At 40.8% G+C, this 2,196-nt stretch carries 1 protein-coding gene and 1 pseudogene; one reads left to right on the forward strand and one right to left on the reverse strand.

Going from position 1 to position 2,196, the window contains the following annotated elements; all coding sequences use genetic code 11:
* Window positions 1–164 precede the first annotated feature (164 nt).
* Window positions 165–1,610: pseudogene (gene tnpC, locus QUA53_RS28910) on the forward strand (IS66 family transposase).
* Window positions 1,611–1,699: 89 nt separating this feature from the next.
* Here the strand turns inward: tnpC and QUA53_RS29440 are convergent.
* A complete protein-coding gene (locus tag QUA53_RS29440; RefSeq protein WP_445305255.1) occupies window positions 1,700–2,032 on the reverse strand; it encodes a helix-turn-helix domain-containing protein in 333 nt (110 codons plus the stop codon).
* Window positions 2,033–2,196 lie beyond the last annotated feature (164 nt).

Consider the following 2,196-nt stretch of genomic DNA (forward strand, 5'->3'; position numbering starts at 1 on the left):
ACCGTTGCCGTTGCTAAATAAACGTTCTGGGGTTGAGACACATAACGCTTTAAGGCTTATTTAGTCTAAACTCCAGTTATCAAATTTAGGATTGGTTTTTTGAGTTTTTTTGTAAGGATTCAGGTCAAAAAAACTTAAGTGACGGCATCTGGTAAAATAAACGAATGAAAAAGTCCCCAGCTACCAGAGAGCAGAAAAAAACCGAAATCGAGCAGTTGAGCCAAGCTGAACTGGTAGAAATGGTACTGGGGATGCAAAAAATTATTGAAGAATTGCAAGAAAAACTAGCTATTGCTACGGGAAAAGGTCGAACAACCAGTAAAACTTCATCAAAGCCCCCATCAACGGATCTCATCCAAAAACCAGAGAAACCAACAGTCAAAACAGAAGAAGACCAGAAAAAGAAACCAGGTGGACAACCAGGTCATCAGGGGAAAACCCGCAAAGGGTTTGGGCGAGTAGACAGAACCGAAATTAGCTCACCCAGCATCTGTCTCAATTGTGGCTCTCAAGAATTAAGTGAAGTAATTAACATCCATAGACAGCAAGTAGCAAGTCTAGTCGCCAAACCAATCGAAGTTGTTGAATATCAAACACAATCGTGCAAATGCCTCGAATGTGGTGCAGTAGTCAGAGGAGAACCACCAAGCGGAATAATTCCAGGACAAGACTTGAGCGTTAATCTTCAAGCACTCTTAGTCTGGCTGGGAAATTATGGACATCTTTCCTACGAAAAGCTGACTGAATTGTTATGGGAACTTGGCCGGATAGAAGTGGGAGTGGGAACACTCCAAAAAACCAATCAACGACGAGTAGCAGCAGCAGTCAAACCAGCGATTAAAGCACTGTGGGAATGGGCCCAAGAGCAATCAAACATTCATGTAGATGAAACCCCTTGGTGTGTCATGGGAGTTAAAGAATGGCTGTGGACGGCTAGTGGAGAAGGATTCTGTTTATTTCATGCCGCAGATACCAGGGGGCGCGTGGAACTATAAACCATGCTGAGCAAAGAATTTGCAGGAGTCTTAAGCTCAGATGATTTCAGTGTTTATAATGGCGTGAAAGTCGCAGCTCAACAGAAGTGTCTGGCCCATTTACGGCGACATTTCAAGAAAGTGCTGGAACTTCCTGGCAACAATAATGCAGCAGTCGCTCAAATATTTCTGTCATTAATTAATGAAGCTTTTAGGGCCCATGAGTCATGGCGAAAGACTAAGGATCGACTCACCTACGACTCGTGGGTTCAGGATTTCAAAATACGATTGAATCAGGCTTTGGCCAGTTGGTTGAACCTTGTGGGTTATGCGGCAGGTTTGTTGCTCAAATCCTTACGGGATAAGGCTCAACAGTGGTGGTATTTTCTCTCTGACCCCTCGGTTCCTCCTGATAATAATAAAGCCGAACGTTCTTTACGGCCTTCTGTAACTAAGCGGAAAGTTTCTGGCGGCTCTCGTTCGATGAAACGATTTGAGGAAACGGCTAATCTATTGAGTGTGATTCAAACCTGTCGTTTTCAAGCTCGTTCAGTAATGACTTTTTTCCGTGAGGCTATAAATGCCCATTCTTGTGACTTTCCTCGGCCTGAGCTCATTCCCATTTTTCAGACCTGAATCCTTACGTTTTTTTCAACTAATTTTTGCCCGGTTGAAAAGTTCATAGTAACTCTGTTTTGATTTATATATTACACCAAATTCTCTATCTAAATAAGTAACATCTCATTAGACTTACAATATTCTTTATCCTTTAACCACTCGATTACTTCAGTATTTTGTCGAGCTGTTAAATACCATTTTGACCCTTTATGTCCTAGTTTGATTCCGGCGATGCCTTTGGTTTTAAATTGTTTTTTCCAATAACCAATAAAAAAATTACTTACACCTAAAATATTGCTGATTTCATGGTATATATTACCTGAGAGCGCCATCCTTACAGCTATTGCTCGTTTTAGTTCTATTGCATCGATATCGCTTTTAATGAAAGATTCTAAACAATCTATTTTTTTGCCTATCTTTTTGTTGCAGTTGTAAGTTATTCATTTTTTTATGGTCACGATCTAGTATTGCATATAATTGTATCACAATCATGATAATGATTTAGGATTGCTATCTGGGGGGGTGAAAAGGATGGCTAGGAGCTAGATTGAATCTGACTTATAGCCCTCATCCCCTGTTGGTAAAAATAGCGCTTTTGAGGAGT

The organism is Microcoleus sp. Pol12B3, from assembly GCF_036701355.1.
Classification (GTDB): Bacteria; Cyanobacteriota; Cyanobacteriia; order Cyanobacteriales; family Microcoleaceae; genus Microcoleus.